At 60.3% G+C, this 24,422-nt stretch carries 24 protein-coding genes; 12 read left to right on the forward strand and 12 right to left on the reverse strand.

Annotation, left to right across the window (positions count from 1 at the left end):
• The first annotated feature begins 467 nt into the window (after nucleotides 1-467).
• From lhpI to ABK249_RS24735, 4 genes are all read left to right on the forward strand, one after another.
• Nucleotides 468-1,421, forward strand: a complete 954-nt coding sequence (lhpI, locus tag ABK249_RS24720) for a bifunctional Delta(1)-pyrroline-2-carboxylate/Delta(1)-piperideine-2-carboxylate reductase (protein ID WP_348864309.1) — start codon at nucleotides 468-470, stop codon at nucleotides 1,419-1,421.
• A complete protein-coding gene (gene hrpB / locus ABK249_RS24725) occupies nucleotides 1,421-3,907 on the forward strand; it encodes an ATP-dependent helicase HrpB (protein ID WP_348864310.1) in 2,487 nt (828 codons plus the stop codon). The genes lhpI and hrpB overlap by 1 nt, the downstream gene beginning before the upstream one ends.
• A gap of 86 nt (nucleotides 3,908-3,993) precedes the next feature.
• Nucleotides 3,994-5,307 (forward strand): ActS/PrrB/RegB family redox-sensitive histidine kinase, encoded by a 1,314-nt coding sequence (locus ABK249_RS24730; RefSeq protein WP_415926480.1) that lies wholly within the window; start codon nucleotides 3,994-3,996, stop codon nucleotides 5,305-5,307.
• 83 nt (nucleotides 5,308-5,390) lie between these two features.
• Nucleotides 5,391-5,957 (forward strand): ActR/PrrA/RegA family redox response regulator transcription factor, encoded by a 567-nt coding sequence (locus tag ABK249_RS24735; RefSeq protein ID WP_052182979.1) that lies wholly within the window; start codon nucleotides 5,391-5,393, stop codon nucleotides 5,955-5,957.
• Here the strand turns inward: ABK249_RS24735 and ABK249_RS24740 are convergent, their stop codons facing one another.
• Nucleotides 5,958-6,446 (reverse strand): MmcB family DNA repair protein, encoded by a 489-nt coding sequence (locus ABK249_RS24740; protein WP_037153898.1) that lies wholly within the window; start codon nucleotides 6,444-6,446, stop codon nucleotides 5,958-5,960.
• Between the two features lie 178 nt (nucleotides 6,447-6,624).
• Here ABK249_RS24740 and ABK249_RS24745 point away from each other — a divergent pair, with 178 nt between their 5' ends.
• Nucleotides 6,625-7,290, forward strand: coding sequence for a L,D-transpeptidase (locus ABK249_RS24745; RefSeq protein WP_037154347.1), 666 nt, complete (start codon nucleotides 6,625-6,627; stop codon nucleotides 7,288-7,290).
• 74 nt (nucleotides 7,291-7,364) lie between these two features.
• Here ABK249_RS24745 and ABK249_RS24750 read toward each other — a convergent pair whose 3' ends face one another.
• The 7 genes from ABK249_RS24750 to hslV form a co-directional block, all read right to left on the reverse strand.
• Nucleotides 7,365-9,536: a malate synthase G gene (locus ABK249_RS24750; RefSeq protein WP_348864313.1), complete on the reverse strand. Its 2,172-nt coding sequence runs from the start codon at nucleotides 9,534-9,536 to the stop codon at nucleotides 7,365-7,367.
• A gap of 112 nt (nucleotides 9,537-9,648) precedes the next feature.
• Nucleotides 9,649-10,581, reverse strand: coding sequence for a LysR family transcriptional regulator (locus ABK249_RS24755; RefSeq protein ID WP_348864358.1), 933 nt, complete (start codon nucleotides 10,579-10,581; stop codon nucleotides 9,649-9,651).
• A 77-nt stretch (nucleotides 10,582-10,658) separates the two neighbouring features.
• Nucleotides 10,659-12,053 (reverse strand): cytochrome P450, encoded by a 1,395-nt coding sequence (locus ABK249_RS24760; protein WP_348864314.1) that lies wholly within the window; start codon nucleotides 12,051-12,053, stop codon nucleotides 10,659-10,661.
• 75 nt (nucleotides 12,054-12,128) lie between these two features.
• A complete protein-coding gene (locus ABK249_RS24765) occupies nucleotides 12,129-13,064 on the reverse strand; it encodes a DUF1402 family protein (protein ID WP_348864315.1) in 936 nt (311 codons plus the stop codon).
• A 211-nt stretch (nucleotides 13,065-13,275) separates the two neighbouring features.
• Nucleotides 13,276-14,583: an ATP-dependent protease ATPase subunit HslU gene (hslU, locus tag ABK249_RS24770; RefSeq protein WP_037153907.1), complete on the reverse strand. Its 1,308-nt coding sequence runs from the start codon at nucleotides 14,581-14,583 to the stop codon at nucleotides 13,276-13,278.
• The gene (locus ABK249_RS24775; protein ID WP_227704656.1) at nucleotides 14,580-15,098 is read right to left on the reverse strand and encodes a GNAT family N-acetyltransferase; all 519 of its coding nucleotides are present in this window, start codon (nucleotides 15,096-15,098) and stop codon (nucleotides 14,580-14,582) included. Before ABK249_RS24775 ends, hslU begins: the two co-directional genes overlap by 4 nt.
• A complete protein-coding gene (hslV, locus tag ABK249_RS24780; protein ID WP_037153910.1) occupies nucleotides 15,091-15,618 on the reverse strand; it encodes an ATP-dependent protease subunit HslV in 528 nt (175 codons plus the stop codon). Before hslV ends, ABK249_RS24775 begins: the two co-directional genes overlap by 8 nt.
• A 205-nt stretch (nucleotides 15,619-15,823) precedes the next feature.
• Here hslV and hisB point away from each other — a divergent pair, with 205 nt between their 5' ends.
• Genes hisB through hisA form a run of 4 tightly spaced genes read left to right on the forward strand, consistent with a single transcriptional unit; the run spans nucleotide 15,824 to nucleotide 18,352 of the window.
• Nucleotides 15,824-16,432, forward strand: coding sequence for an imidazoleglycerol-phosphate dehydratase HisB (hisB, locus tag ABK249_RS24785; RefSeq protein WP_227704655.1), 609 nt, complete (start codon nucleotides 15,824-15,826; stop codon nucleotides 16,430-16,432).
• A gap of 20 nt (nucleotides 16,433-16,452) precedes the next feature.
• The gene (locus ABK249_RS24790; RefSeq protein ID WP_348864316.1) at nucleotides 16,453-16,935 is read left to right on the forward strand and encodes a DUF2628 domain-containing protein; all 483 of its coding nucleotides are present in this window, start codon (nucleotides 16,453-16,455) and stop codon (nucleotides 16,933-16,935) included.
• Nucleotides 16,935-17,585, forward strand: a complete 651-nt coding sequence (hisH, locus tag ABK249_RS24795) for an imidazole glycerol phosphate synthase subunit HisH (protein WP_348864317.1) — start codon at nucleotides 16,935-16,937, stop codon at nucleotides 17,583-17,585. The genes ABK249_RS24790 and hisH overlap by 1 nt, the downstream gene beginning before the upstream one ends.
• Nucleotides 17,586-17,617: 32 nt before the next feature.
• A complete protein-coding gene (gene hisA / locus ABK249_RS24800) occupies nucleotides 17,618-18,352 on the forward strand; it encodes a 1-(5-phosphoribosyl)-5-[(5-phosphoribosylamino)methylideneamino]imidazole-4-carboxamide isomerase (protein WP_348864318.1) in 735 nt (244 codons plus the stop codon).
• Nucleotides 18,353-18,474: 122 nt separating this feature from the next.
• Here hisA and ABK249_RS24805 read toward each other — a convergent pair whose 3' ends face one another.
• Nucleotides 18,475-19,236: a DUF3800 domain-containing protein gene (locus tag ABK249_RS24805; protein WP_348864319.1), complete on the reverse strand. Its 762-nt coding sequence runs from the start codon at nucleotides 19,234-19,236 to the stop codon at nucleotides 18,475-18,477.
• 52 nt (nucleotides 19,237-19,288) lie between these two features.
• Here ABK249_RS24805 and hisF point away from each other — a divergent pair, with 52 nt between their 5' ends.
• The 3 genes from hisF to coaA are packed head-to-tail and all read left to right on the forward strand — an operon-like array spanning nucleotide 19,289 to nucleotide 21,392.
• Entirely contained in the window at nucleotides 19,289-20,065 is a 777-nt protein-coding gene (gene hisF / locus ABK249_RS24810) for an imidazole glycerol phosphate synthase subunit HisF (protein WP_227704651.1), read from the forward strand.
• Nucleotides 20,066-20,079: 14 nt separating this feature from the next.
• The gene (locus ABK249_RS24815; protein WP_348864320.1) at nucleotides 20,080-20,403 is read left to right on the forward strand and encodes a phosphoribosyl-ATP diphosphatase; all 324 of its coding nucleotides are present in this window, start codon (nucleotides 20,080-20,082) and stop codon (nucleotides 20,401-20,403) included.
• Nucleotides 20,400-21,392, forward strand: a complete 993-nt coding sequence (coaA, locus tag ABK249_RS24820) for a type I pantothenate kinase (protein ID WP_348864321.1) — start codon at nucleotides 20,400-20,402, stop codon at nucleotides 21,390-21,392. The genes ABK249_RS24815 and coaA overlap by 4 nt, the downstream gene beginning before the upstream one ends.
• Nucleotides 21,393-21,424: 32 nt before the next feature.
• Here coaA and ABK249_RS24825 read toward each other — a convergent pair whose 3' ends face one another.
• The 3 genes from ABK249_RS24825 to ABK249_RS24835 form a co-directional block, all read right to left on the reverse strand.
• On the reverse strand, nucleotides 21,425-22,036 hold the full coding sequence (locus ABK249_RS24825; protein ID WP_037153925.1) for an alpha-ketoglutarate-dependent dioxygenase AlkB: 612 nt from the start codon (nucleotides 22,034-22,036) through the stop codon (nucleotides 21,425-21,427).
• 1 nt (nucleotide 22,037) lies between these two features.
• Complete coding sequence (arfB, locus tag ABK249_RS24830) at nucleotides 22,038-22,472, reverse strand: alternative ribosome rescue aminoacyl-tRNA hydrolase ArfB (RefSeq protein ID WP_037153927.1); 435 nt, start codon at nucleotides 22,470-22,472, stop codon at nucleotides 22,038-22,040.
• A 101-nt stretch (nucleotides 22,473-22,573) separates the two neighbouring features.
• Nucleotides 22,574-24,184, reverse strand: coding sequence for a phosphoenolpyruvate carboxykinase (locus ABK249_RS24835; RefSeq protein ID WP_348864322.1), 1,611 nt, complete (start codon nucleotides 24,182-24,184; stop codon nucleotides 22,574-22,576).
• Between the last annotated feature and the right edge of the window lie 238 nt (nucleotides 24,185-24,422).

The following is a 24,422-nucleotide window of genomic DNA, read 5'->3' on the forward strand; positions in this document are numbered from 1 at the left end:
TATCAAAACGTGACCGTCACTTTGTCTTCATCTGGACAGACCCTTCGATCCATCCGCGAGACGCCGCCGACCACGTTTCTCTTTCTTCCATTCTTCAATTGTCAAATAACCGACGCAAAAGCCTCACATAAAAGGCCAAAACGTCAAATCCCCAAGAGCCAAACCGTAACCCGGCCCACAATCAGCAGTCGCCAATGCTTAAGGATTTCTCCAGAACAAAGGACTTCGTCGCCAGCAGCGCCGCCGCCCTCGTCAGTGACACGGCTTATAGAAGCTCACCCAAGATGAAGTCAACAGGCGTTTTTAAAAAAATGTCATTTTTCTCTCGCGTCCCCGAAATCGCCGTCAGAACAGCGCAGGAAATGGGCGGAGATTAATGAAAAGGCACGCTTCCCAGCGCAAAACCGCTTTTCCCGCCTCATTCCCGATTGCTAGAGTGGGGAGCATTTTGACTGCGGAGAAAGAGCATGCTGGTATTGAGCGAGGAAGAGACACGCAAGGCGTTGCCGTTTAAGGAACTGATCGACGCGATTGAAAGGATGTTCCGCAGCAATTGCGTAATGCCGGTCCGTCATCATCACGAGATGGAAGTGCCGGGCGAAGCAAGCGCCGTGATGCTGCTCATGCCGGCCTGGGTGCCGGGCGACCATATCGGCGTAAAGATTCTCAACCTCTTTCCCGATAATCATTTGCGCGCGCTCCCGACGATCATCGGCAGTTATCTTCTCTCCTCCGGCAAGACCGGCGAGATGCTGGCGATCGTCGAGGGTGGGGAGCTTACCGCGCGGCGCACAGCTGCAACGTCAGCCCTTGCCGCAAGGTATCTGGCACGGGAGGAATCCGAGACGATGCTGATGGTCGGAACGGGCCGCCTCTCGCTCAATCTGATACAGGCGCATGCGGTCACGCGGCCGCTGAAGCGGTTCCTTGTCTGGGGACGCGGCTACGAAAAAGCAGAAGAGACGGCCAAGGAAGCAAGGGGGCTTGGCTTCGACGCGGTTGCCGTCGACGATCTTGGTGCGGCAGCCCGCGAAGCGGATATCATTTCCTGCGCTACGCTATCGAGCCAACCGCTAATTCGCGGCGAGTGGCTTAAGCCCGGCACCCATCTCGATCTTGTCGGCGCCTTCAAGCCAAGCATGCGCGAAAGCGATGATGAAGCGGTGCGGCGCTCTTTCGTCTTCGTGGACACGCGTGCGGGCGCCACACAGGAAGGAGGCGATATCGTCCAGCCGCTCGCAAGCGGCATCCTGGCAATGGAAGATATTAAAGCCGAGCTTGCCGAATTGGCACGTGGCAAGCATCCTGGTCGAACCAGAGCCGACGAGATCACGCTTTTCAAATCGGTCGGCGCGGCGCTCGAGGATCTCGCCGGTGCTATTCTCGCCTATCAGCATGCCTCGGGACAGGTATCCGGCTGATGGCTGTTTCCTATAAGGCTGGACCGATCGCCGGAGACCTGCCGAAACTGCCGATCACCGACGTTCTCGGGGAAGTCACCGAGGCCCTGGCCCGTGGCACGCGGGCGGTGCTCTCCGCTCCGCCGGGCGCCGGCAAGACAACGCTGGTGCCGCTCGCGCTACTCGATCAGGACTGGTGTTCGGGCAAGATTATCCTGCTGGAGCCGCGGCGGCTGGCAGCACGAGCGGCCGCCTCGCGGATGGCTTCCCTCATCGGCGAGACCGTCGGCGAAAGGATCGGTTACCGGATGCGGCTCGACAACCGGATTTCAGCCAGAACCCGGATCGAAGTGGTGACCGAAGGGGTCTTTGCCAGGATGATCCTCGACGATCCGGAGCTCACCGGCATTTCCGCGGTGATCTTCGATGAATTTCACGAGCGGTCGCTCGATGCGGATTTCGGCCTGGCGCTCGCACTCGACGTGCAGTCCGCGTTGCGCGACGACCTGCGTGTTCTCGTTATGTCGGCGACGCTCGATGTCGATCGGGTCGCGGGCCTGCTGGACGATCCGCCAGTGATCAAGAGCGAAGGGCGGAGCTTTCCGGTCGATATCCGGCATCGAGACCGGGCACCGAACGAACGGATCGAGGACTCCGTGACGCGCGCCATCGTCGAAGCACATGCGAACGAAACCGGTTCCATCCTCGCCTTCCTGCCGGGACAGGCGGAGATCCTCAGGACGGCGGAACGGCTGGAGGGCAAGTTCGGACCTGAAACCGTGATCGTGCCGCTTTACGGCAATCTTTCCCAGAAGGAGCAGGATCTGGCAATCAGGCCGGCGCCGACCGGGCAGCGCAAGATTGTGCTTGCCACGTCGATCGCCGAGACCTCGATCACCATTGACGGCGTGCGGATCGTCGTCGACAGCGGCTTGCAACGCCTGCCGGTCTTCGAGCCGGCGACGGGGATCACGCGGCTGGAGACGGTGCGGGTCTCGCGCGCATCGGCCGACCAGCGGGCGGGCCGCGCCGGCCGTACCGAACCGGGCATCGCCGTCCGACTCTGGCATCCGGGGCAGACGGCGGCGCTTCAACCCTTCACCCCGCCGCAGATCCTCGCCAGCGATCTTTCCGGCCTGGCGCTCGACCTTGCCCATTGGGGCGTGCAGGATCCGAAGACGCTTGCCTTTCTGGATCCGCCGCCTGGACCGGCTTTCAGCGAAGCAAGGGGTCTGCTCACGCAGCTCGGCGCGCTCGATCCCCAGGGTAGCCTTACCGAACATGGCCGGCTTATGCGGGAGCTTGCGCTTCCGCCTCGCCTTTCGGCGATGGCGATCTTCGCAAATGAAGAGGGCTTTGGCCGGGAGGCCTGCCTGCTTGCCGTTCTTCTGACCGAACAGGGCCTCGGCGGCAGCGACATCGATCTCGATGAGCGGCTGCGCCGGTTTCGCAACGAACGCGGCGACCGTGCCGAATCGGCCCGCAGGCTTGCCGAGCGAATCGCCTCCAACCTGCCGAAGACGTCACAGTCCAGCGAGCCGGTGACCGCAGGCCGGCTCCTGGTGCATGCATATCCCGACCGGATCGCGCTACAGCGCGGCGGGCGGGGACGCTTCGTCATGGCAAACGGCCGCGGAGCTGAACTGCCGGAGACCGAGCGGCTTGCCGCATCACAAATGCTGGTCATAGCAGACCTTACGGGCCGGGCGGCACAGGCAAGAATTCTTGCTGCGGCGGAAATCAGCCGCGCAGACGTAGAGGCGGAACTTGCCGGGGCGATCCAGCAGAAGGATGAATGTTTCTTCGACCGGACAAGCCGCCAGGTCCGCGCCCGCAAGGTAAGGCGCCTCGGCGCCATCATTTTCGAAGAAAAGCCGCTGCCCCGGCCTGCCGGTGAACAGGCGGCAAAAGCCCTGGCGGAGGGCGTGCGTGAACTCGGGCTCCAGGCTCTGCCATTCTCCAAGGATGGAATGCAATTGCGAGAAAGGATCGGTTTCCTGCGCCGATCGCTCGGCGAGCCCTGGCCGGATGTCAGCGACGAAGCGCTGCTCACCAGGCTCGACGATTGGTTCGTGCCGTTCCAGGGAAATACTTCGGGTCTCGATTCCGTCGAGCCCGGCAGTCTTTCGGAAGGGCTGCGGTCGCTGATCCCCCCTGCGGTGGCGCCGGATCTCAACAGGCTGGCGCCGACGCATTTCGAAGCGCCTACCGGCCAGCGGCATCCGATCCGCTACGACGCCGAAGAACCGACGCTTTCCATTCGTGTGCAGGAATTGTTCGGATTGAAGAAACATCCATCGGTGGCGGGAGGCAAGCTGCCGCTGCTTCTCGAACTGACCTCGCCGGCGCACCGGCCGATCCAGACGACCCGCGACCTGCCGGGCTTCTGGACCGGCTCCTGGAAGGACGTGCGGGCCGAGATGCGCGGGCGTTATCCCAGGCATCCGTGGCCGGAGGATCCCGCCGAAGCGCTTCCGACGACGCGTGCCAAACCGCGCGGGACGTGACAGAATGCCGCCTGCGACCGGAAGTCCAACCGGTTTATGAAGCCGGCTCAATCATGAGTGGCCGCGGCAGCAAGAGACAAATTGTGATCGCTGACAATCCATCGCTGCGTTCTGCGCAATTCAGCCCTTCGAGCCGCCGCATCCGGCTTCAGACATTGGTGCGGCTGCGCTGGCTTGCCGTCGCGGGCCAGACGATCACCGTTCTTATTGTCGGGCTGCTGCTCAGGTTTCCGCTTCCGCTGCGGGAAGCCGCCGTCCTGGTCGGCGCGCTTGCCGCCGCCAATCTCATGCTTTCGGTCTGGTTTCCGACCACTTACCGGCTCGGGCCGAAATCGGCGCTCGCCCTGCTCAGTTTCGACCTGCTGCAGATGGCGGCACTGCTGTTCATCACCGGAGGGCTTGCCAATCCCTTTGCACCGCTGATCTGCGTTCCGGTCATCATCGCCTTTGCGTCCCAACCGCTACGCCATTCACTCGTACTGATCGTCTTCGCTCTCGTGTGCACAACTGTGCTTGCTTTCTCGCCCTATGCGGTTCCCTGGTATCCGGGAGAAGAATTGCGCATCCAGCCGATCATGCAGCTCGGCGTCTGGTGCGCGATCGCCTCGATGATGATGTTCGCGGCGTTCTACGCCTATCGCGTCAGCCACGAAGCGACCCTGCTTGCGGACGCGCTTGCGGCGACGGAACTGGTTCTGGAGCGGGAAAAGCATCTTTCGCAGCTCGACGGACTTGCCGCCGCGGCCGCCCACGAACTCGGCACGCCGCTCGCCACGATCAGCGTCGTCGCCAAGGAGATGGAGCGCGAGCTTTCCGACGACGACCGCTTCCGGGAAGACGTGCAGCTCTTGCGAAGCCAGAGCGAGCGCTGCCGCGATATCCTTCGGCGGCTCACCTCGCTCTCGGCCGAGAATGAAGAGCATATGCGCCGTCTGCCGCTCTCCTCGATGATCGAGGAAGTCGTGGCGCCGCACCGGCAGTTCGGCATAGCGATCGAACTCATCGAGAAGGGTGACCGAACGACGGAGCCGGTCGGCAACCGCAACGCCGGCATCATCTACGGCCTTGGCAACCTCATCGAAAACGCCGTCGACTACGCCAAGAGCAAGGTAACGGTGATGGTCGAGCACAATGCCGAATGGGTGGCGATCACCATCGAAGACGATGGCCAGGGTTATGCGCCAGATATTCTTTCGCGGATCGGCGAACCCTATATGACGAAGAGACCCAGGGAAGACGAACGGGCGGGTGGGCTCGGGCTCGGGCTCTTCATCGCCAAGACGCTGCTCGAACGGTCCGGCGCATCGATCCACTTCGGCAACCGCGATAACGGTGAAGCGGGTGCTCGCATCCATATCGAATGGCCGCGTTCGGTGATGGAAGCACGAGACTCGAAATGACTTTGCGATGGTGGTCCGACGGGACATAATGAAAAGGAAAGGCGGGCCTTCGCAAAAACCGAAAGCCGCGGAGAAACGAACACATGGATACGCATCTGGAAAAGACCACTGACCACGAGCTCGGCCCCGATCCTTCGCTGTTGATCGTCGATGACGACGGCCCGTTCCTGCGCCGGCTGGCGCGCGCCATGGAAAGCCGCGGCTTCGTGGTGGACACAGCAGAATCGGTGGCCGAGGGGATCGCCAAGTCGAAAGCCCGCCCGCCCAAATATGCGGTCGTCGACCTTCGTCTCGGCGATGGCAACGGGCTCGACGTGATCGAGGCGATCCGCCAGAACCGCGAGGATACCAAGGCGATCGTGCTGACCGGTTACGGCAACATCGCCACCGCCGTTACGGCCGTGAAGCTCGGCGCGGTCGATTACCTCTCCAAGCCGGCGGATGCGGACGATATCTTCAATGCGCTCACCCAGCGGCCGGGCGAAAAGGCGGACGTGCCGGAAAATCCCATGTCGGCCGATCGCGTGCGCTGGGAACATATCCAGCGTGTCTACGAGATGTGCGAACGCAATGTCTCCGAGACAGCCCGCCGGCTCAACATGCACCGCCGCACGCTGCAGCGCATTCTTGCGAAGCGCGCGCCGAAATAATCACAGCTCGTCAAAGCTCTTGCCGTTCGCCCATTCTGCCAGCATCAGGCGCTGGGCGGCGGTCCGGGAAAAGTTCAGCGTCATCGCCTTGCGGGTCGCAGGCGGCAGCTTGTGCTCCGGTGCGTCGCGCAACAGATGCCCGCCATAGCCGTCGGAAAGGAAAAGGCCGCAATCTTCCGGGAAGATCTCAAGCGGCACATCCTTATGGGTGGCAAAGAACAGCCGGTCGCAATAGGCGCGGTATTCGGGCCATTTGCGGTCGACGCGAAAATCCTCGACCGAAGTCTTGATCTCGATGATCCAGATCTCGCCCTTTTCGGAGATCGTGACGAGATCGGCGCGTCTTCCGCTTGTCAGCACGAGTTCCGGAATAAGTGCATGCCGCATGTCATGCAGCAGGATCTGCACGCCCTTGCGCACCATCATGGCGCGCGCGGACTGGCGCCCATCGATGAGCGGATTGTTGCTGACAACGTTGAGTATAGTCATGGTTTCCCGTGCCGCTGCCGGTAAATGTTGCAAAAACGCAATGGCATTTTTATTTGTGCGCCGGCTCTCTTCTGGTGCGCTGCAGCGGCTTGCCAAGTGCAATGTAATCGAAAATAACCCGTCATCAAAGGTGCTCGCACACCTGTCGCAATCGATTCGTTTCTTCCAAGAGATTTCCATGCGCTTTCGCAACAGCATGCTCGCATTCGGCCTGTTGGCAACTGCCGCCTTGGCCGGATGCTCCACGACGACTTCCGGCGGTACCGAGGTCGCAACCGTCACGACCTCGCAGATCTTCACCGATTCCTACGGTTCGATAAAAGACGCCGGTTATACCTTGCCGGCGATCCCGATCAGCCGTGTGGACAAGAAATTCCATCGGCAGATCGTCAGCTATTCCACCACCGAACGGCCGGGCACGATCATCGTCAACACGCGGGAGCGCTTTCTTTACTATATCCTGCCGAACGGCCGGGCGGTGCGTTACGGTATCGGCGTCGGCAAGCAGGGCTTTGCGTGGTCGGGCACAGCCTACGTTGCCTGGAAGCAGGAATGGCCGAACTGGCACCCGCCGAAAGAAATGGCCGCCCGCCGTCCGGACGTCGCCAAGTATGTCGAAGACGGCATGGGGCCGGGCCTCGGCAACCCGCTTGGTGCCCGCGCCATGTATCTCTTCAACGAAAAAGGCCAGGACACGCTCTTCCGCCTCCACGGCACGCCGGAGTGGGCCTCTATCGGCACCGCAGCCTCGTCCGGCTGCATCCGCCTGATGAACCAGGACATCATCGACCTCTACAGCCGCGTCCGCCCGGGCCGCAACACCAAGGTCGTCGTGATTCAGTAACCTGATATCGGCAAGAACAGAAAGGCCGCCGAGATTTCTCACGGCGGCCTTTGTTTTTGTGATCTGTCTACCGGTCACCCGGCGAGTTTGGCTTTCAGTTCCAGCCGGCGGCGGTGCAGGACCGGCTCCGTGTAACCGTTCGGCTGTTCGCGGCCTTTCAAGACCAGATCGAGCGCCGCCTGAAAGGCAACCGAGCCGTCGAAATCCCTGGCCATCGGCACGTAGAGCGGATCGTCGGCGTTCTGGCCATCGACGACGGCAGCCATGCGCTTCATGGTCTCGACGATCTGCTCCTTGCTCACCAGCTTGTGGTGGAGCCAGTTGGCCATGTGCTGGGACGAGATGCGCAGCGTCGCGCGATCTTCCATCAGCGCCACATTGTTGATGTCCGGCACCTTGGAGCAACCGACACCCTGGTCGATCCAGCGCACAACATAACCCAGAATACCCTGCGCATTGTTGTCGAGCTCGCGCTGGATTTCCTCCGGCGTCCAGTTCGGCCGCGACGCGACCGGAACGGACAGAATGTCGAAGAGTTTTGCGCGCGGCCGGCTTTTGAAGCCCGCCTGAACGGCGGCGACGTCGATCTTGTGATAATGCGTGGCGTGCAGCGTGGCGGCGGTCGGCGACGGCACCCAGGCAGTATTGGCGCCGGCCTTCGGATGGGCAATCTTCTGCTCCAGCATCGCCGCCATCATGTCCGGCATAGCCCACATGCCCTTGCCGATCTGCGCGTGGCCGGAAAGGCCGCATTCGAGCCCGATATCGACATTCCAGTTCTCGTAAGCGCCGATCCAGGCCGCCTGCTTCATATCGCCCTTGCGGATCATCGGACCGGCCTCCATCGAGGTATGGATCTCGTCACCGGTGCGGTCGAGGAAGCCGGTATTGATGAAGACGACGCGCTCGCGCGCCTGGCGGATGCATTCCTTAAGATTGACGGTCGTGCGGCGTTCCTCATCCATGATGCCCATCTTCATGGTGTTCGTCGGCAGGCCGAGCGCCTGTTCGACACGCGAGAAGATTTCGCAGGCGAAGGCAACTTCCTCCGGCCCGTGCATCTTCGGCTTCACCACATACATGGAGCCGGTCCGGGAGTTCTGCCGGCGACCATTCGGGCCGATGTCGTGAATGGCGATCAGCGCGGTTACCATGGCATCCATGATGCCTTCCGGCACCTCGTTGCCGTCGCTGTCCAGCACCGCCGGGTTGGTCATCAGGTGCCCGACGTTGCGGACAAGCATCAGCGATCGGCGCTTCAGGGCAAAATTCGAGCCATCCGGCGCCTTGTAGTCCGTATCCGGATTGAGGCGGCGGATGAATGTCTTGCCACCCTTGGCAACTTCCTCGGTGAGATCCCCCTTCATCAGGCCGAGCCAATTGCCATAGGCGACGACCTTGTCCTCGGCATCGACGGCGGCAACGGAATCCTCGCAGTCCATGATCGTGGTGATCGCCGATTCCAGCCACACATCGGAGATCTTCGCCGGATCGGCCTTGCCGATCGGGGTCGTCGCGTCGATCAGGATCTCGATATGCAGGCCGTTCTTCGTGAGCAGCAGGTGCGTGGGTGAAGCCGGTTCGCCAAGATAGCCGGCAAACTGCTTCAGGTCGGCAAGACTTACGGTCTTGCCGTCTTGGGCGGCAGCCGTCAGCTTACCGCCGGTGACAGTGAAGGAGGTCACCTCAGTCCAGCTTGCGCCGGTGAAGGGCGCCGATTGATCGAGAAAATCGCGGGCCCAGGCGATGACCTTGGCGCCGCGGACGGGATTGTAGCCCTTGCCCTTTTCCGCCCCATACATCTCAGGAATGGCATCCGTGCCGTAGAGTGCGTCGTAAAGCGAACCCCAGCGGGCATTGGCGGCGTTCAGGGCGTAACGGGCATTCATGACCGGCACGACGAGCTGCGGCCCGGCGATCTCGGCGATCTCCGGGTCGACATTCTCTGTGGAAATCCTGAAGTCCGGCCCTTCCGGCAGGAGATAACCGATCTCGCGCAGGAAAACCTCGTAGGCCGAAAGATCGGTCGGCGCGCCGTTCCGGCGGTACCAGTCATCGAGCTTTCCCTGAAAGGCATCGCGCTTGGCGAGCAGTTGGCGGTTCCTGGGCGCAAGATCATGAACGATCTTCGAAAATTCGGAAAAGAACCGGTCGGCACCCACGCCGGTGCCCGGTAGCGCTTCCTTCACCAGGAAATCATAAAGCTTCTCGTCGATTGCGAGACCATTTTTCTGAACGCGAGCCATCGGCTCCTCCGAACTCCACGATATGCGGATGAGTCTCATTTGCGCCGAAGGAAATTGCAATGGCATAAATTTCAAATGACTTGTGCAATATTGGAAACAATCCCAGCGCTGATCAATAATCTTGCCAAGCTTCGCTGGAGGTTTGGCCATGCCGCTCCCAATAAGGTACCGATCCATATAGTTCCGCGAGATATTCGATAAATACCCGGATCTTTGGGGGAAGATGTTGCCGACTCGGATAAACGGCCGAAACCGACACATTCCTTGACCCTTCATATTCCGGCATCACCCTCACCAGGCGCCCCTCCTTCAGTTCGTTGCCGATATCCCAGGTCGATCTCAACGCTATACCAAGACCTGCTATCACCGCTTCACGAACCACCTCGCTCGAATTGGTCTTCAGCCTTCCCGCGGGGCGATAGACAAAGGGGCCTCTGGGTCCTTCCAGCCTCCAGGGTTCGCCGTTATGCGGAGCCAGACAATGATGGTTCGCCAGGTCTTCTATCTTCTCCGGGATGCCGAAGCGGTCGATGTAGGACGGCGATGCACAGAGGATCCGTCGAACCTGAACCAATTTTCGTGCGACGAGGCTCGAATCCTTCAGCTCGGATATACGGATCGCCACGTCATAGCCTTCGGCAATAATGTCGGCGAAGTCGTCCGACAGCATCAGTTCGATCGAGAGAAGCGGATGCGCCCGCATGAATGTCGTAAGATGCGGCGCAATGTGCAATCGCCCGAAGGATGTCGGAGCGGAGATGCGCAGAGTTCCCACGATTTCAGTCGATTTTCCCGAGACGAACTGCTCCGCCTCCTCGATGCCGGTCAGGACATTCGCAACCCGGTCGTAAAATCCCCTGCCGGCGTCCGTCAAACCGATCTGGCGCGTCGTGCGCTGCAAGAGACGCGTTCCGAGCTGCTCTTCCAGCCGTTTGATGTGCTTGGAGACCACGGCCGGGGAAATACCCAGGCTTCTTGCGGCGGCCGACATATTTCCAGTGACTGCGACCTTGATGAAGATTTCCAAGTCGCCGAGATTGGTGATCACGGAGAATTTGTTCCTTACTGGAATAACTGCCTGGCTATTATAGCCAAATCGCAAATAAACTCCAGGCTCCCGCCTTAACGCAGACTGACCCGCATCGGTATGCCGTCGCGGGGCTGCGTCGTCAGCTTCTGCACCGGCCAGACTTTCGTTTCCGGCGTGACGTCGAATCGATAGCGATGCATCAGCACTGCAAGGGCGATCACCGCCTCCTGCATGGCAAAGGTCGCACCGATGCAAATGCGTGGGCCCGCGCCAAACGGCAGATACTGAAAGCGGCCGATCGCGCCGCGGTTTTCGGGCAGGAAACGTTCCGGAATGAAAGCCCGCGGCTTATCCCAGTAGAGTTCGTGGCGATGCAGCGTCCAGGGCATGACCAGCACGGTGACGCCGGCATCGATCCTGACCGTCTCGCCGCCTGGGCTGACCCACTGGTCATCGGCGATCGCAGCGCGATTGATCGACGGCGCGGGGGGATAAAGCCTGAGCGCCTCCTCGAAGGCCGCCCGTGTCCATGGCATCAGGTCGAGCCACTCCACCGGTTCGGCGCCGGTTGCCAGAACATAGTCAATCTCCTCCTCCATGTGCTCGCGCACATGCCGCGATTGCGCCACGCAATAAAGCGTCCAGGCGAGCGCCCGTGCGGTCGTCTCGTGGCCGGCGCCGATGAAGGTGAGGATATTGTCCTCTATCTCGTCCCTGGTCAGGCCATCGGGGCCTTCGAGCTGGAGAAGCAGCGTCAGGAAATCCTGCGGCGTATCATCTGGGTTCGCGGCCATCCGTTGCCGTCGCAAGGCCATCGTATCCGCGACGACCTTGCGGAACTTGTCAAGTACCCGGCTGCCGCCGATACGCGTCAACCGCGGCACCCAGGGCGGGGCACGCAGGAGATCCATGGGGTCCACACGGCCCATGCGATGCAGCAACCGGTCGACATCGTCGGAAAAACTCTCGCTCGCCGTGACAATCTCGCCGGAGAAAAGCGTTTCCGAGAGGATGGCGAAAGTCAACTCGGTCATGTCGACCGATATGTCGAAGATCTTGCCGTCCGGTCCCGCATCCGCATATCTGGCGGCATATTCCTCCGCCTTCGCCAGCATCTGCCCGGCAAAACCTCTCGCATGCTTCGGCGTGAAAACCGGTGCCATCGCCTTGCGGGACCGCTTCCATACCGGCCCTTCCGCCGTCAGCAGGCCATCGCGCAGGATCGGCCTGAGGATGAGCTGGCGAATCTCCGACATCTCGTAATTGGCCGCATTGTCCACCAGCACATGGCGGATCAGGCCCGGATCGTTGACGATCAGCGTCCGTTCCTTGAAGAATTTCGTTTCGATCCAGGGAAGCGTGAAGGAAGGCCGGCCCCACAGTTCAAGCGGGTTGTGCATGACTGTCCATATGATCTGAAGGCGTGTCGGCGGAACGGTCCTCGGCATCGGGGCCGGCGGGACGAAGGGTTCGGGGCGCATGTCCATCGACGGCCCTCCTCGGGGGTTCCTACATAGGGAATATCAGGCTTCGCAGGCAGGATTTCAACCGGAGCCGGGACCCTAAAGAAGGGATCTCAACTCCGAAAGCTTGTCGTTGACGAGCCAGCCGTAATAATTCTCCTCCGGCAGGCCGCCCCTCGCCTTGAGTGCTGCGGCGCGCCCGGCTGAACCGCCGGTATTATAGAGCGTTGCCGTAATGCCGGGATTGCGAGCGATGTCCACGCCCGCGATCGTTTTGTAATCGTCAATCGCCCGGCGGATATTGGCGGCCATATAGGCAAGCGACCTGTCGGGGTCCATGATCGCGTCATAGACATCCGCGGCCTTGTTCTCGTCGAGCTTGGGATAGCCCGAAATCCTTGCCACCGTGTCCGAGAACATCAGCGCCGTCAGCGGATTGATCTGGCCCAGGCCGAATGTCTGGCCGGCATAAAAGGGCTGGAAGAATACGGCGCTGAAGCGATTGTCCGGATAAGACTTGCCGCCCACCATCCGGTCCCTGAAATTCTTTTCCCAGACGTTCTCGCGGCAGGTCCAGAGCTTGTAGGAGTCGGAGTAACCGTTGCACTGGCCGAATTCCGGCCGGCCGAGAAAGTCCTCGATGGACTCGTCTCCGTAACCGAACCGGAAGTTGTTTCCGGCATAGGCGGCCGCCTTGACGTAATAGGTCTGCAACCGATCATAGGCATCGACATTGTAGGTATGCTCGCCGACGATCGCGCCGATCATATGGATCGGGTCGATACCATAGGCGGCGGCTGTCGCCTTGATCTTGGCGATCAGCTTCCGGTCGGTTGCAAGCAGATCGCGAATCTTCTCGTATTTTTCGTCGAATGTCGTTTTGCCGGCACGCGTGCGGCGCATCGAAGCGCCTGGAACCTTTGGCTGTTCCACATGACGGTTACCCTCCGGCACCACGACGAGTCCCCCCGCCAACGCGGAGGAAGCCGCGAATGTGGCCGTGACGAGGAGGAATGCCAGGAGTATGCGTTTCAAGATTTGCTTGTCCCAGGACTTTGTCTGCGCCGGTCTACGGCGCCGGATGCTGAAAGCTATTCCAGCCGACTCAACTCTCAAGAGGCGGCCACCATGAAAACGCGTGTCCCTTACGTGAAGCATAAGCAACCGTCAAGACGCGGATGTTCAAAATCCCGTCAGAAGCCGACATATGGCAGCCGGACGTTGCCCGGCTGCCACGTTGTCCTGCTTAGAGAATATAGCGCGACAGGTCCGTGTCGGCAGCCAGATCGCCCACGTGCCTGCGCACATATTCTGCATCGATCATGACGGACGAACCGCCACGATCCGGCGCATTGAACGAAATCTCGTCCAGCACCCTTTCCATCACGGTCTGCAGGCGGCGCGCGCCGATGTTCTCGACCGAAGAATTGAGGTGAACCGCAACATCCGCCAGCGCGTCGATCGCATCCTCGGTGAAATCGAGCGCCAGCTCCTCGGTACCCATCAGCGCCTTGTACTGGCGGATGAGGCTTGCTTCGGTTTCCGTCAGGATACGACGGAAGTCCTCTTTCGTCAGCGGTTTCAGCTCGACGCGGATCGGCAGGCGGCCCTGAAGCTCCGGCAGGAGATCCGAAGGCTTGGCGACGTGGAAGGCGCCGGAAGCGATGAAGAGGATGTGATCCGTCTTCACCGGTCCATACTTGGTCGAAACGGTCGTGCCTTCGACGAGCGGCAGCAGATCACGCTGTACCCCTTCACGCGAGACGCCGGCGCCGAGTCCGCCGTCACGGGCGGCGATCTTGTCGATCTCGTCCAGAAAGACGATGCCGTCATTCTCGACCGCCCGAACCGCCTCGCGCTGGATGACCTCGTTGTCGATCAGCTTGTCCGATTCGTCGCGGATAAGCTCGGAATAGGACTTCGAAACCGTGGTGCGGACCTTCTTGGTGCGGCCGCCGAGCGCCTTGCCGAACATTTCCGACAGGTTCAGCACGCCAATATTGGCGCCGGGCATGCCGGGAATCTCGAAGCCGGGCATGCCCGAACCGGTATCGGCGACTTCGATCTCGATCTCCTTGTCGTCCATCTCGCCGTTCCTGAGCTTCTTGCGGAAGCTTTCGCGGGTCGCCGGCGAGGCGGTCGAACCGACCAGCGCATCGAGCACGCGTTCTTCGGCGCTCATGTGCGCCTTGGCCTGCACCTCGGCGCGCTTCTTCTCACGCACGAGGCCGATGCCGACCTCGACGAGATCACGGACGATCTGCTCGACGTCGCGGCCGACATAGCCGACCTCGGTGAACTTGGTCGCCTCGACCTTGATGAAGGGCGCCCCGGCGAGCTTTGCCAGACGACGGGAAATTTCCGTCTTGCCGACGCCGGTCGGGCCGATCATCAGGATGTTCTTCGGCATCACTTCGTCGCGCAGGCTCTCGTCGAGTTGCTGGCGGCGCCAGCGGTTACGGAGCGCAATCGCCACGGCGCGTTTCGCCTCATGCTGGCCGATGATGTAGCGGTCGAGCTCCGAGACGATTTCCCTGGGTGAAAAAGTAGTCATTTCAAATCCGTTTCTTCTGGTGCGTCCAACGCCATGAAATGGGCCGGACCGTAGATGGAAGTCCTGGTGTCGATGTAGCGGAAACCGGCCTTCTCGTAAGCGCGGATCGCCGCGACGTTTTCCGGATCGGGATCGATGACGATCCTTATCGCGCCGCCGGCGAGGAGTTCGGCCGCAAACTGGCGGATGATGGCGCTGCCATGGCCTTTGCCGACGAGTTCCGGACTGCCGATCGAGATATCAATTCCAAGCGTTCCCTTCGGCTGGTCCTGATAGGGATGGCCCTCTTCAAGATGCGGATCATAGTATTGGAGATAAGCGATCGGCTTTCCTTCCCACTCCACGATCATCGGCCGGGTTTCGACGCTCGTCATCGACTCTTCGATGCTCGCCAGCTCCTCATCAACCTCGCCCCACCATTTCGCGATATGCGGCTCGGCGAGCCATTTTGCGAGCAAGGGAAAGTCCTCACAGGCAACATCGCGAAATTGGTAGCGAGGCGGGCCGTCAGCCATCGGCGTCCAACGTTTCGATGACGATGTTGTGGTTGGTATAAACGCAGATATCGGCTGCAATATCGAGAGCCTGCCTTGCAATTTCCTCGGCCGACTTGTCCGTGTCCATCATGGCGCGGGCTGCGGCATAGGCGAAATTGCCGCCGGAGCCGATTGCCGTCACGCCATGCTCGGGTTCCAGCACATCGCCGTTGCCGGTGACGGCCAATGTCGTCGACTTGTCAGCGACGAGCATCATGGCTTCGAGGTTGCGCAGATACTTGTCCGTGCGCCAGTCCTTGGCGAGCTCCACGGCCGCGCGCATGAGCTGGCCCGGATATTGTTCGAGTTTCTTTTCAAGCCGATCGAGCAGCGTGAAGGCATCGGCCGTCGCGCCGGCAAAACCGGCGATCACCTCGCCCTTGCCAATACGGCGCACCTTGCGCGCGTTGCCCTTCATCACGGTCTGGCCAAGGCTCACCTGGCCGTCGCCAGCCATGATGACCTTGCCGCCCTTCCGCACAGTAATAATCGTTGTCATTCAGCACCTGTCTGGCCCCACCGGGGCATTGTTGGAGGCTCGAACCCGCCTCGTTGAACCCTATGTAAGTGGGGCTTAGCCGAATGCAATCTCCAGACGGCCCGCTGGGCAAAATGTCCTGCTTTTGCTGGATATTTGCCGGGCAGCCTGATAAGGAGCCCTGATCAGGGGCCGGAACCTGGCCCCCAGCATGGAGCATACCCTTATGGGCGAAACAACCGTCGCGCGCTCGGGAAGCATTTCCCGCAAAACCAACGAAACTTCCGTTTCCGTTTCCGTCAATCTCGACGGTACCGGCGCCGCGAAGATTTCCACGGGCGTCGGCTTCTTCGACCATATGCTGGACCAGCTTTCGCGGCACTCGCTCATCGACATGAATATCGATGTGAAGGGCGATCTCCACATCGACGACCACCACACGGTGGAGGATACCGGCATTGCACTCGGCCAGGCAATTTCCAAGGCGCTCGGCGACCGTCGCGGCATCGCTCGTTACGCCTCGCTCGATCTTGCCATGGACGAAACCATGACCAAGGCGGCGATCGACGTCTCCGGCCGGCCTTTCCTCGTCTGGAACGTCTCCTTCAGCGCGCCGAAGATCGGCACGTTCGACACCGAACTGGTGCGTGAATTCTTCCAGGCCTTCGCCCAGAACGCCGGCATTACCCTGCATGTGCTCAACCATTACGGCGCCAACAACCATCATATCGCAGAGACCTGCTTCAAAGCCGTGGCGCGTACGCTTCGCGCGGCAACCGAAATCGATCCGCGGCAGGCCAATCGCGTTCCTTCGACCAAGGGCATGCTGGTCTAGTCGCTTCTGGGAGAACCTCCTTGAGAAGCTACCTCGTTCTGACACCTCCCGGCGGGCCTGACAGAGATCACCGTTCCACGCTCGTTGTGCAGGACGGGTTTTCCTGGATCGCGTTCTTCTTTCCGTGGCTCTGGCTGTTCTGGAACCGGCTCTGGATCACAGGCATTGCAGCCCTGCTGATGCAAATCGGTACCGGGCTCCTGATGGATATCCCGGGATTCGGCACGGCCGGTTTCCTCGCGGGTTTTGCCTTCAGCCTGCTGATCGCGCTCGAAGGTCGACATTATCGCTCCGAAGTCCTGATCCGCAGCGGATGGACGCTGGAAACGGTCATTGCCGCACCCGATATTCAGTCGGCTGAGGAAATCTATTTTTCCGGCCTGCCGCAACCCGAAGAGAAACAACTGCCGGCCTCGGCCGAGTGGGCGAAACAAGCGAAGCCGCCCGCCGCCGGCTGGCGAGGGCCAGATTTTGGCCTTTTCGACTATCAAGGAGGACGCTGATGCGCGTCGCAATCATCGACTACGGGTCCGGCAATCTCAGGTCCGCCACCAAGGCCTTCGAGCGGGCCGCCCGCGAATCCGGCATCGAAGCCTTCATCGACCTCACCGACAAGGCGGATGCCGTCGCCACCGCCGACCGGATCGTGTTGCCGGGTGTCGGCGCCTATGCCGATTGCCGCGCCGGCCTCGACGCCGTTCCAGGCATGCGGGAAGCAATCATCGAGGTCGTCGAGCATAAGGGCCGTCCCTTCCTCGGCATCTGTGTCGGCATGCAGCTGATGTCGTCGCGCGGGCTCGAAAAGACGATCACCGAAGGTTTCGGCTGGATCGAGGGCGATGTCGTGGAAATGACGCCGAGCGATCCGAACCTGAAAATCCCCCAGATCGGCTGGAACACGCTCGATCTCGTCCACCCCCACCCGCTCTTCGAGGGCATCTCGACGGGTCCCGATGGTCTGCATGCTTATTTCGTACATTCCTATCACCTGGCTGCAAAACACCGACACGACGTGATCGCCACCACCGACTACGGCGGGCCGGTGACCGCCTTTGTCGGGCGCGACAACATGGCGGGCTCCCAGTTCCACCCGGAAAAGAGCCAGACGCTGGGCCTGGCTCTGATCGCCAATTTCCTGCGCTGGAAGCCTTGAGCTCCCGCGGATCATCAAGGATTTGAAGTAAAGTGATCCTATTTCCCGCAATCGACCTCAAGGACGGCCAGTGCGTGCGCCTCAAGCTCGGCGACATGGCGCAGGCGACCGTCTACAATCCTGATCCCGCCTCGCAGGCAAAAGCCTTCGAGGACCAGGGCTTCGAATGGCTGCATGTGGTGGACCTCAACGGCGCCTTCGCCGGCGAGAGCGTCAATGGCGCGGCCGTCGACGCCATCCTGAAAGCCACGAAAAACCCCGTCCAGCTCGGCGGCGGCATCCGCACGCTCGACCATATCGAATCCTGGCTTTCGCGCGGGCTCGCCCGCGTCATCCTCGGCACCGTGGCTGTCCGCGATCCGGCCCTTGTCGTCGAAGCCTGTAAAAAATTCCCCGGCAGGGTCGCCGTCGGCATCGATGCCAAGGGCGGCAAGGTCGCGGTCGAGGGCTGGGCGGAAGCCTCCGAGCTTGGCGTCATCGAGCTTGCCAAGAAGTTCGAAGGAGCCGGCGTCTCGGCGATCATCTATACCGACATCGACCGCGACGGCATTCTGACCGGCATCAACTGGGCCTCGACGCTGGAGCTTGCGAATGCGGTCTCGATTCCGGTCATCGCGTCCGGCGGGCTCGCCTCGCTCGACGACATCCGCCGCATGCTGCAGCCGGATGCGGCACGGCTCGAAGGCGCAATCTCCGGCCGCGCGCTCTATGACGGCCGGATCGACCCGAAGGAAGCATTGGCGCTGATAAAAAAGCAAGTAGTTTGAATCAGTTAAGAGCAGGAAAACTAATTTATTGATTCATATGGATTATTCTTGAAAATTTCATACTTTGTCGCTATATTTAGCGTAAATGGATTGGGGGTTCCCGGTCGGCGCTTGGCTTCGGTTTAACCGGGGCCTTTCGCTTTTTTACGACCAGGTATATGGATGCCTCGCTGAGCGTTCACCGCTACCTTGATCTTGCAAAGTTTCGATTGGATCACCTCTGCCGCTCTGTTTGGTTGCTCTGGGCGCAGATAGGCAACACCCAACGGACGGGCTGTTAAATCAGCTAACTGCATTCCTGTGGAATTTGACTTTTTGTCCGCGAACCGGAGCTTGAAGCCATCGAATGGTACGCGCAGCGGGTTTTGGCCATCGACTATGCGTCGAAATTCAAGTTCGAGATCTCGATCTTCTTTTTCTCCCCGCTTTTCAAAAACAAAGTGATAACTGGGACCAAGCTTTCGGGCCTTCTGGAGGTATTTAAAGATCATCTGTAGACATATAGATAATGCTACCTGATAAGGATTGTCCGGAAAGAAATCTGACCGGAACACCCGTTTGTCGATAATGCATGAGAAAATATCAAATCTGGCTGCTCCGACTATCTCGGTAAGGTCCTTCTGAAATCTATCGCGTAAAACGATATCGGTCAGACAGGCAAATTCACCCGCTTGCTTCCGGATTTCATGCTCATGCAAGACAGTCATATCGTGCCCAAAGTAACGGAATTTGAACTTTTGAAAATTCGGGACAGTTCCTTGTGTGTACTCAGATATTCTGAAACCGCATATCGTCAGCACGAATAGCGGATAGGCAGCATCAACTGAAACCAGAGAATGGTCCCCGCTCTCATCAGCATAAAAAATATACTCGCCATTCTGCATGTTGATGACTAAGAAACGAAAACCAATATTCAGACAAGATCGATTGCAGAATATGACCCTCAAAGCCCGCGTTATCCCCTGCCTGGATGTCAAGGACGGTCGCGTCGTCAAGGGTGTCAACTTCGTTGACCTGATCGATGCCGGTGACCCCGTCGAAGCGGCAAAGGCCTATGACGCAGCCGGTGCCGACGAACTCTGCTTCCTCGACATCACCGCCTCATCCGACAATCGCGAAACGATCTTCGACGTCGTCGCCCGTACCGCCGAACACTGCTTCATGCCGCTCACCGTCGGCGGCGGCGTGCGAGGCATTGCCGATATCCGCAAGCTGCTGCTTGCCGGAGCCGACAAGGTTTCCATCAATACGGCCGCGGTGAAGAACCCGGAATTCGTCGCGGAAGCGGCCGACAAGTTCGGCAACCAGTGCATCGTCGTCGCCATCGACGCCAAGAAGGTTTCAGGCGAAGGCGAGATCGATCGCTGGGAAGTCTTTACCCATGGCGGTCGGCAGCCGACCGGTATCGACGTCGTGGAATTCGCGAGGAAAGTCGTCGATCTCGGTGCCGGCGAAATCCTGCTCACATCCATGGACCGCGACGGCACCAAGGCCGGATACGACGTGGCGTTGACCCGAGCCGTGGCGGACAGCATCCGCGCCCCGGTGATCGCATCGGGCGGTGTCGGCACGCTGGACGACATGGTCGCGGGTATCAGGGAGGGTCACGCAACGGCCGTTCTCGCCGCATCGATTTTCCACTTCGGCACCTATACGGTCGGCCAGGCGAAACACTATATGTCGGAACATGGCATCGCCATGCGGCTCGACTGACCGGGAGGAACAGTGTGAGTGAGTTTTTCCTGAGTGACCTGGAGCGGATCGTCGCTGCCAGAGCCAAGGCCTCGCCGGACGAGTCCTGGACGGCCAAGCTCGTCGCGGCCGGGCAGACGAAGGCGGCGAAGAAGCTCGGCGAAGAGGCGGTCGAGACGGTCATTGCCGCATTGGCGCAAGACCGAACGGATCTGGTGTCCGAAAGCGCCGATCTGCTCTATCATCTTATGGTCGTATTGAATATTGCCGGCATCCCGCTACAGGATGTCATGGATGAACTTCAGCGGAGGACCGGCCAATCCGGCCTTCAGGAAAAGGCGGGCCGGCAGACACCATGAATCTCGTACCACAACCTGCCGAACTGCCCGACGCCGGTTCGGCCTATGCGGAATATTATTCGCCCTACCACCACTTCACGGCAGAAGAATGGGCGAAGTTCCGTGCCGACACCCCCTTGACGCTCACCGCCGACGAAGTGACCCGGCTGCGGTCGCTCGACGATCCGATCGATCTCGACGAGGTGTGGCGGATCTATCTTTCGCTTTCGCGCCTGCTTTCCTCACATGTGGAGGCCTCCCAGCTCCTTTTCCAGCAGCGGAACCGGTTCCTGAGCCTTTCCGATGTCACCAAGACACCTTTCATTATCGGGATCGCCGGGTCGGTAGCCGTCGGCAAGTCGACGACCGCGCGTATTCTGAAGGAGTTGCTTGCCCGCTGGCCCTCGAGCCCGAAGGTCGATCTCATCACCACCGACGGCTTTCTCTATCCGAATGCCGTGCTCGAACGCGAGCACATGATGGACCGCAAGGGGTTTCCGGAAAGCTATGATGTCGGCGCCATCCTGCGCTTCCTATCGGCCATCAAGGCAGGCGAGCCGAACGTCAAGGCGCCCCGCTATTCGCATCTGACCTACGACGTGCTGCCAAACGAATACACACTGGTCGACCGGCCGGACATCCTGATCTTCGAAGGCATCAACGTCCTGCAATCCCGGGCCCTGCCGGCGGACGGCAAGATCGTGCCGATCGTGTCGGATTTCTTCGATTTCTCGATCTATATCGATGCCGACGAGGAGCAGATTCACAACTGGTACGTCCAGCGGTTCATGAAGCTGCGCCAGACCGCGTTCCGCGACCCAACCTCCTACTTCAAGAAATATGCGGCGATCGACGCGGATGCGGCACGCGCCGTGGCGGAAAGCCTGTGGGAGAACATCAACCTGAAGAACCTGCGGCAGAACATTGTCCCCACCAGGCCGCGCGCCGACCTCGTCCTGCGCAAGGGCCGCAATCATCTCGTGGAGACGGTTTCGCTCAGAAAATTATAGGCGGTCGATCGCCGGCTATCGGCATTCAAACCTCAACTGTTGACCCGGCGAAGCGTCAGGTTGATGCGGCCACCGTTATTCAGAAGCATCGATGTGCCCGGATAGATGCGATCGACGCCGTGAAAGGCAAGACGCCCTTCGCCACCCAATATGACGACGTCGCCGCTTGAAAGCCGGAAGGAGCCCGTCTTGTCCTTACGATTCAGGCCGCCGACGCGGAAAAGGCAGCTATTGCCGAGCGAGACGGAAAGAACGGGTGCTTCGAGATCGGTCTCGTCCCTGTCCTGATGCAGCCCCATTTTCGCATCGTCGGAGTAGAAGTTGATGAGGCAGGCCTCCGGCAGCTTCGGATAACCGGCAAGCTTCTCCCACAGGCCCAGCAATTCCTGTGGCATGGCGGGCCAGGGTTTGCCCGTCGCCGGATGAAAGGGCTGATAGCGATAGCCTCTTTCCCTATCCGTCACCCAACCGAGCGGGCCGCAATTGGTCATCCGCACCGACATCGGCTTGCCGGTGCCCGGCATTTCCGGCACATAGAGCGGGGCTTCCGCCACTACGCCGCGGATGAGCTCGACCAGGTGCTCCTGATCTGCACGGTCGAGATAGCCCGGCAGATGCCGGATGCCATTGAGCAGCGTCGACACGTCAATCTCCCGTCGGGCGGCCGCGCATCTTCTTCACCTCGGAGCGGCCGGATTTCTCCTTCAGCCTGCGCTCTATCGAACCCTTTGTCGGCTTTGTCGCCTTGCGCGGCGGCGGTGGCGGTTTCGCTGCTTCGAGGATCAGCTCCTTCAGCCTCTCGCGCGCCTCCTCGCGGTTGCGCTCCTGGCTGCGGAAGCGGTTCGCCTCTATCATCAGGACGCCCTCCTTCGACACCCGTTTTCCCGCGAGCCTGACGGCATTCGTCTTTACCCGCTCGGGCAGGGAGGGCGAATTGGCGATATCGAAGAAGAGCTGGACCGCGGTCGAGACCTTGTTGACGTTCTGGCCGCCCGGCCCGCCCGCCAGCACGAACTGCTCGGTCAGTTCCCATCCGGCGATGGTGATACGAGTGTTGATGACAAGGGGATTGCTGGCCATGGTCGTCCGTCTACCGTGTTGGCCGCATGTTTCCCATAAAGCCGGCAAAAAGAAAACCGCCGGCTTTCAGCCGGCGGTTCCACGTGAATCAATCCGCGAATTTATTCGGCTGCGGCAAGCATGCCCGGAGCGGCGTTGCGCACCTTGCTGTCGACATGATCCTCGAACTTCTCAAAGTTCGAGACGAACATTGAAACCAGCTTGCCTGCCTGCGCATCATAGGCGACGCCGTCGGCCCAGGTCGAGCGCGGGTCGAGGATCCCCTGCTCCACCCCTTCGACCGCGACCGGCACGGCGAAGCCGAAATTCGGGTCGATGCGGAACTCGGCATTCTTGAGGCTGCCGTTCAGCGCGGCCGTCAGCAGCGCGCGCGTCGCCTTGATCGGCATGCGCCGTCCGACGCCATAGGCGCCGCCGGTCCAGCCGGTATTGACCAGCCAGCAATCGACGCCGTGGCGATCGATGAGATCACGCAGCAGGTTGCCGTATTCGGCCGGATGACGCGGCATGAACGGAGCGCCGAAGCAGGTCGAGAAAGTGGCTTCCGGCTCGGTCACGCCCTTTTCCGTGCCGGCGACCTTGGCGGTGTAGCCGGAGAGGAAGTGGTACATGGCCTGTTCCGGCGTCAGCCTGGCGATCGGCGGCATGACGCCGAACGCATCGGCGGTCAACATGATGATCGTCTTCGGGTGCGGCGCGATACCGGTCGCCGACGCATTCGGAATGAAATGCAGCGGATAGGCGCTGCGCGTATTCTCCGTCAGAGAGGCATCGTCGAAATCCGGAATACGGTTTTCGTCAAGCACGACGTTTTCCAGAACGGTACCGAAACGACGGGTCGCGGCATAGATTTCCGGTTCTGCTTCGGCCGACAGCTTGATGGCCTTGGCGTAGCAGCCGCCTTCGAAATTGAAGATGCCGGTTTCGCCCCAGCCATGTTCGTCGTCGCCGATCAGGGTACGGCTCGGATCGGCCGAAAGGGTCGTCTTGCCGGTCCCCGAAAGCCCGAAGAAAACGGCGGAATCGCCTGCCGGACCGACATTTGCCGAGCAGTGCATCGGCATGACATGCTTGGCCGGCAGAAGGTAATTCAAGACCGTGAAGACGGACTTCTTGTTCTCGCCTGCATAGGACGTGCCGCCGATCAGGACGATGCCTTTCGTCAGATCGCAGGCGATGACGGTCTCCGTGCGACAACCGTGACGGGCCGGATCAGCCCTGAAGCTCGGCATGTTGATGATGGTCAGCTTTTGGGCGAAGGTCTCGAGAGACGCGCGGCTCGGGCGGATGAGAAGGTTGCGGATGAACAGGGCGTGCCAGGCCAGCTCGGTCACGACGCGGGTGGGAAGCGCGTTGTCCGGGTCGGCGCCGCCGATGAGATCCTGAACGAACAGGGACCTTCCCGCCGCATGGGCCAACATATCCCTGTAGAGGACTTCGAAGCGCTCGGGGGACATCGGCTTGTTGTTGTCCCACCAGATGACGTCCTCGGTATTGCCGTCGCGAACGATGAACTTGTCCTTGGGGGAACGGCCGGTGTGCTGGCCGGTGACCGCCCTCAAGGCCCCATCGGCAGTGAGATCGGCTTCTTCGCGGCGGATGGCTTCTTCGTAAAGCTCTGTCTCGGAGAAGTTGTAGTTGACGCGCGACACATCATGAAAACCAAGAGTCGCTATCCCATTGGCGGGATTATAGAGTCCGAACTCCTCCATACGCGCTTTCCTTCTGTTGCTGTTGAATGTGGCGCGAAATTAGGGAGGGATTTCCAAAAGGGCAAGAGGGATCTTTTAAATTGTTTAGCAATATCAATTAATTAATCGATTTAAAAAATTTTATTCCTCTTTAAATCGTTTTACGGCTCGTTTTAATTCTCGTTCTTCACGACTCCAAATGACGAGGCGAAATACCGCGACTGTAAGCCACCTCTTTTACTTTGCCACAATTTGTTCC

The organism is Neorhizobium phenanthreniclasticum (assembly GCF_040066075.1).
GTDB classification, from domain to species: Bacteria; Pseudomonadota; Alphaproteobacteria; order Rhizobiales; family Rhizobiaceae; genus Neorhizobium; species Neorhizobium petrolearium.

Excerpts from the sequence above, each read along its gene's own strand:
- hisH (WP_348864317.1), top strand. The coding sequence starts at position 16,935 with ATGCGCGTCGCAATCATCGACTACGGGTCCGGCAATCTCAGGTCCGCC.
- hslU (WP_037153907.1), bottom strand. The coding sequence starts at position 14,583 with ATGACTACTTTTTCACCCAGGGAAATCGTCTCGGAGCTCGACCGCTAC.
- ABK249_RS24745 (WP_037154347.1), top strand. The coding sequence starts at position 6,625 with ATGCGCTTTCGCAACAGCATGCTCGCATTCGGCCTGTTGGCAACTGCC.
- hrpB (WP_348864310.1), top strand. The coding sequence starts at position 1,421 with ATGGCTGTTTCCTATAAGGCTGGACCGATCGCCGGAGACCTGCCGAAA.
- ABK249_RS24750 (WP_348864313.1), bottom strand. The coding sequence starts at position 9,536 with ATGGCTCGCGTTCAGAAAAATGGTCTCGCAATCGACGAGAAGCTTTAT.
- ABK249_RS24760 (WP_348864314.1), bottom strand. The coding sequence starts at position 12,053 with ATGGACATGCGCCCCGAACCCTTCGTCCCGCCGGCCCCGATGCCGAGG.
- ABK249_RS24805 (WP_348864319.1), bottom strand. The coding sequence starts at position 19,236 with ATGCAGAATGGCGAGTATATTTTTTATGCTGATGAGAGCGGGGACCAT.
- coaA (WP_348864321.1), top strand. The coding sequence starts at position 20,400 with ATGAATCTCGTACCACAACCTGCCGAACTGCCCGACGCCGGTTCGGCC.
- ABK249_RS24740 (WP_037153898.1), bottom strand. The coding sequence starts at position 6,446 with ATGACTATACTCAACGTTGTCAGCAACAATCCGCTCATCGATGGGCGC.
- hisB (WP_227704655.1), top strand. The coding sequence starts at position 15,824 with ATGGGCGAAACAACCGTCGCGCGCTCGGGAAGCATTTCCCGCAAAACC.
- ABK249_RS24775 (WP_227704656.1), bottom strand. The coding sequence starts at position 15,098 with ATGGCTGACGGCCCGCCTCGCTACCAATTTCGCGATGTTGCCTGTGAG.
- hslV (WP_037153910.1), bottom strand. The coding sequence starts at position 15,618 with ATGACAACGATTATTACTGTGCGGAAGGGCGGCAAGGTCATCATGGCT.
- lhpI (WP_348864309.1), top strand. The coding sequence starts at position 468 with ATGCTGGTATTGAGCGAGGAAGAGACACGCAAGGCGTTGCCGTTTAAG.
- arfB (WP_037153927.1), bottom strand. The coding sequence starts at position 22,472 with ATGGCCAGCAATCCCCTTGTCATCAACACTCGTATCACCATCGCCGGA.
- ABK249_RS24835 (WP_348864322.1), bottom strand. The coding sequence starts at position 24,184 with ATGGAGGAGTTCGGACTCTATAATCCCGCCAATGGGATAGCGACTCTT.
- ABK249_RS24735 (WP_052182979.1), top strand. The coding sequence starts at position 5,391 with ATGGATACGCATCTGGAAAAGACCACTGACCACGAGCTCGGCCCCGAT.
- hisF (WP_227704651.1), top strand. The coding sequence starts at position 19,289 with ATGACCCTCAAAGCCCGCGTTATCCCCTGCCTGGATGTCAAGGACGGT.